Raw genomic sequence first — 4717 nt, 5'->3', positions numbered from 1 at the left:
ACCAGGCCCAGCGTCAAGGTGGTCTCGATTGCCAGATCTGAATAACGGTGCTGGCCGCCGCGGGTCTTGCGTCTTGGAGCATACCATTTGGACAGGGCTTCCGGTGTCAGCCACAAGGTCAGGCTGCCACGCCGACGAAGTCCTGCTTCATACTCCGGCCAGTTCGTCACCCTGAACTTCGTCTTCTCAATGTGATGACGACGGCTGGCATTGTGTTTGAAAGGCATGACTAAACGACAAGAGCTGTTGCGGTTCCCTCCTGCCTAACTCAGAACGCTAAACGTTCCGTGCACCAACGCCGACAGCCGATACCGCCTCCGCCGGCACTGGTCATGACGGCGAGCTGAATCAGCGTTTTCTGGAAAACGGCACCAGCTCGCCGCTCTGCAATTCGCCAGCCAGCTTCTCCTTGCGCAGCAGCTGCGGCGAGACATTCCATTGGCGACCGTTGTCGCCGTGCACCGTCACCGTCTTGCGGTTTCGACGGATGACGATCCCCGCCTGCGTCTGGCCGCTGTTGTCCTCGAACATCACCCGCTCGCCGATCGAAAGTCGAAGCAAGGCATGCGTCGTCTTTTGTCGATGCAGAAAATGCAGTCGATCGACGACCGCATCGTGCAACGCGATCAGCTCCGCTTCACTCAAGTCGTCAAGGTCGATGCCGTGCATTCTGGGCCCTCCATCCAGAGCAATCGTCGCTCCGAAAACCTGCCAATGCAACGCGGATCAGCGGCTACCCACAGCATCGTTCAGCTAGCAAGCGCTTGGCCGTGTTCGCGGTAGGGACGCTCATTACTGAGCGCCCCCGCACAGATCCGGACGTGCGGAATTCCCGCATCCGGCTACCTTGAGTATTTGACGGCGAAGCGCGCATTGGGCCAAGGATGAAGGATACGCGGCAGCGGAAGCCACTCATCGGCTATCTTCAGCATTCGGTCCCATGTCAGTGCATGTTTCTGACTTCGGCGCCGTAGCGTGCGCAGCCAGATGCGCTTGACATTTTCGCGAAACGCCCAGAGCGACCAATGGTTGGTTGGAACTCCATGATAGGCAAAATAGCCTTTCATCACCTGCTTCAGCCACTTCCCTTGCTCGGGAATAGAGTGATGCATACGCCGTTGCAACTCGTTCCTGACCTCTTTCAGCTTTGCTCGTCTGCGGTCTATGCGACTTTTTCGCCGGATTTGAAACCGACCATGCCGATCTTTCCCGCAGATGTGTGTGAAGCCGAGGAAGTTGAACGTTTCCGGTTTACCAAGTCCCTTCTTCTTACGTGTGAGTGCCGCAAAGCGGCCAAACGTAATCAATCGGGTTTTGTCCAGATTGAGTTGCAACGAAAACTCCTGCAACCGCTCCCGCATCATATTCCAGAAACGGCGCGCGTCAGCCTCATATTGAAAGCCAACTACGATATCGTCCGCATAGCGCACGATGATCATATCGCCTGTAGCCTCGCGCCGTCGCCAGCGCTCGGCCCACAGGTCGAAGACGTAGTGCAGATAGACATTGGCGAGCAACGGTGAGATCACCGAACCTTGACCAGTCCCTTGTTCACTCGTCTGTACGACACCATTTTCCAGAACACCCGCGCTGAGCCATTTGCGGATCAGACGGATGATGCGTTTATCGCCGATGCGATGTTCACGAAGCGAATCAACCAATCCTGATTAACCCGGTCGAAGAAGCTCGCAATGTCTGCATCCAGAATATAGCTCACCTTTCGCGTATCGATTCCGACAAAGAGAGCATCCAGCGCATCGTGCTGACCGCGCTCCGGTCGAAATCCATAACTGAACCCAAGAAAGTCTTCCTCGTAAATCTGGTTCAGTACCGTTGCCGTCGCTCTCTGGACGATTTTGTCCTCGAGGGCCGCGATGGCAAGTGGACGCTGACGCCCGTCCGGCTTCGGTATATACGTTCGCCGCGACGGCTGCGCCCGATACGCTCCTCGTTGAACCCGATCGTGCAGGTCCTCAATCTGTTGATCAAGATCTGCCTCGTAGGTCCTCCACGTTTGTCCATCGACACCGGGGGCTGCGTTACGCTTGAGCGTAGAACGCCGTCCTCAGCATCTCTGGATTGATGTGGTGGAAGAGCGCGGTGAACTTCTCCTTCTTCCTTTGCCTTGCGGCTTGCCGTATGCGGTCCAGCTCATGGGACACACTTTCCCGGTCCTGTGCCCGGCGCGTGCTGTGCTGATCCGCATTCCTCTCGGTTCCCGCCCTTCGCTCCCCCTGCTCCGCCACCGGCAGGCCGGTTTTGTTCGCAGGCTTCATCGCTACTATGGCGGAATCAGACTCTTCGTGATCGTGCATCATCGGCTACGGTTCCTCACCTTCCCGATGCGGACCAGTGTGGCCAAGCCATACTGGCCAATCACGAGGCCTCCCGGTTCCCGTGCAAGAAGCGTCTATGCATGCCAGGGTCTCCGACCGCGCCAGGTCAAACGGCCACTTGCGATAACGTGTCCGTTCATATTGCCTTCCGCATAGGTGGAAAGCGTCGGCACCCGAAATGTCCAGTCTTTCGCGGCTCAATGGCTGGCCTGCATGCTCCCCTGTCAACACTTCACGTACAGCCTCACGACTGCCCGCGCATGACTCGGGGCCAATGTGGATCGCTAGTCCTTCATCGTAATGGACTTTCACCATCTACTCCTTGCCGGTTTGTACCGGCGTTCCCACCAAATCTGCCCCACGTACTGCTGCGGCCGATTTCGGGCGCTGGCATCGCGCTGTCGCGTCTCGACGAACGGACCTCTCGTTCGCCGGTCGGGCAGGGTTTTGTCGAACGATCCCACTTCACGGACGCCTGCGCCTCGCTGTGGATCGACGGCGAGCTGGTGCACCTCGAGGACCTGGTGCTGCACGACGCTAACCACGACGTTCGCGCCCCGACGCATGAACTGACTGTCGCCCGGGACGTCCTGAAAACCCGCCGGCGGATCGGGGCAATTTTGCAGAACTTGACGCACACAACCTATCATGCGTCTACTCCGAGCCAACTGCACTTGCTGGACGTGACATCGCCTGTGTCTCACTCACAGCTAGCTACGTTGGCTGAGATACCCATTCGGAAACCTCAAAGGGGCCTAAATAGGTGGACATTATAACGCTTGATCAACAGAACATCCTCGTCGGCATTCGTCCGATAGAACGCACCGACGAGGCCGCCTTGTTCGCATCCGAAGTTGCTGCGCTGGGACGCGCTGTTGCGAAAGTCCGTCGCCAAAGCGGTGCTGCAAGAATCATCGCCCGAACACTCCTCGGCGAACTAGGATTTCCACCGATGCCTATCCTAAAGACGCGGTCGGGTATTCCGACCTGGCCAGCCGGCATTGTTGGCTCTTTGGCTCATCACGATACAGTAGCAGCAGCCACTATTGCAGGGAAGAAAAGGATTGCAACGGTTGGCATCGACATCGAACCAAATGAACTTCTTCCGGAGAACTTGATTGAATTGATTGCAACTCCTAGGGAGCAACGCATGTACGACTTGCGTATGCTCCAACGGCGGGACCTCTTTGTTTTGAAGGAGGCGGTATATAAGGCGTATTTTCCACTATACAATGACTTTCTTGAATTCCAAGACGTTGAAATTGATATTCGCGCCCGTTCAGGATACGTGCAGAAGGCAAATTGCACCTTTTTCCTAGAGCTACTTATTTCCAAAAATGTAATCGGTTTGGCGTATTTGAGATCCTGATCGAAATAGATTGAACCGCTTGGTGAAGGAGCTGCGGCTGGCGGGTCCGCGTTGTCCGATGTCCGACAATTCCGCGTTGTCCGATGTCCGACAATGTCGAACATGCGACATAGCAGTGTTAACGCCACCATGTTGTTCTAAAATGACTTTCTCCTTTGGCACGGTATATGCGCGTTCACCTACGAACGCGCATGGATAAGGAGAAATGGTCCCTTGATCACGCTCACTGGAAGCCAGACGAAGTCAAGGTGGTTGCAATACTGCCGATACAGTATTGCAGAGGGCGGGGGCTTGCTAAGCACTTTGGGAAGCGCCGTTACTCTCCGCTTTCGGGTGCCTGCTGATTTCGATGGCCAACAAAGGATAGCGCTGGACCGACCAATTCGGCATTCAGTGGCCCTGCGTGGCCGAATGCCGCGGTTGGGCTCGCTGCGGGCAAGTGCCCTGCGCTATGATCTGCCGCATTTCACAAGCGATGATGGGCAGGTGATGTCTCCCAGCGTGACGAGTCCGTCAGAAGGTACTCGGTAGTCTAAACGGACCGTTCAAAGATTCTCAAAAGCTACTCATCTCATTAGCTTGTCGCCAAAGCATTTGGTGATCACTAAATTGACTGCGTCACTAAATAGAAGGACTGAAAATGACTTCTGGCGGCTTCTTTTTAACTCTTGATCTTCCTTTCAGATTTGGGGCGGAGAGCGTGGACGAGTGTGCAAGGCGTGACAATGTCATCGTTATGCCCATGAGCTTCTTCGCGTNGGATAACTCTCAAGACTACCGGATTCGATTGGCGTTCAGCGCTGTTAGCCCCGAGCAGATCCGAACCAGTGTGACCGGTTTGGGCCGCTACGTGGCGCGGCGGCTTGGGCGGGAACTGCCCAGCTTGGTGGGTGGACTGCGGGAGGGGTAAAGATGACATATCGGTCTTCTCCGGCGCGCGGCTGTGGCCGCGAACAAGGCGATCAGGACATGAACCCTGCAGCACGGTCAATCTCCTCCAGCATCGTTGTTG

At 56.0% G+C, this 4717-nt stretch carries 6 protein-coding genes and 1 pseudogene; 2 read left to right on the top strand and 5 right to left on the bottom strand.

Features of this window, described 5'->3' with window-relative positions; all coding sequences use genetic code 11:
- The 5 genes from A3C3_RS0137030 to A3C3_RS48940 all read right to left on the bottom strand — a co-directional run.
- The coding region (locus A3C3_RS0137030) for a transposase (protein WP_022719489.1) at positions 1-227 on the bottom strand (227 nt) is incomplete at its 3' end.
- Positions 228-348: 121 nt separating this feature from the next.
- On the bottom strand, positions 349-669 hold the full coding sequence (locus A3C3_RS0137025; RefSeq protein ID WP_022719488.1) for a hypothetical protein: 321 nt from the start codon (positions 667-669) through the stop codon (positions 349-351).
- Between the two features lie 173 nt (positions 670-842).
- Entirely contained in the window at positions 843-1661 is an 819-nt protein-coding gene (locus A3C3_RS48950; protein ID WP_376774963.1) for a reverse transcriptase domain-containing protein, read from the bottom strand.
- On the bottom strand, positions 1607-1855 hold the full coding sequence (locus A3C3_RS48945; protein ID WP_372432676.1) for a reverse transcriptase domain-containing protein: 249 nt from the start codon (positions 1853-1855) through the stop codon (positions 1607-1609). The genes A3C3_RS48950 and A3C3_RS48945 overlap by 55 nt, the downstream gene beginning before the upstream one ends.
- Positions 1856-2039: 184 nt before the next feature.
- Complete coding sequence (locus A3C3_RS48940; RefSeq protein ID WP_368361176.1) at positions 2040-2318, bottom strand: hypothetical protein; 279 nt, start codon at positions 2316-2318, stop codon at positions 2040-2042.
- 371 nt (positions 2319-2689) lie between these two features.
- Between A3C3_RS48940 and A3C3_RS47805 the strand changes: the two are divergent.
- Positions 2690-2953: pseudogene (locus tag A3C3_RS47805) on the top strand (hypothetical protein); the annotation flags it as partial.
- A 146-nt stretch (positions 2954-3099) separates the two neighbouring features.
- Positions 3100-3705 (top strand): 4'-phosphopantetheinyl transferase family protein, encoded by a 606-nt coding sequence (locus tag A3C3_RS0137010; protein WP_022719486.1) that lies wholly within the window; start codon positions 3100-3102, stop codon positions 3703-3705.
- Positions 3706-4717 lie beyond the last annotated feature (1012 nt).

The organism is Rhizobium mongolense USDA 1844 (assembly GCF_000419765.1).
Taxonomy (GTDB): Bacteria; Pseudomonadota; Alphaproteobacteria; order Rhizobiales; family Rhizobiaceae; genus Rhizobium; species Rhizobium mongolense.
Note: the sequence above shows the minus strand (reverse complement) of the source record. Positions and strands in the feature narration are given on the sequence as shown.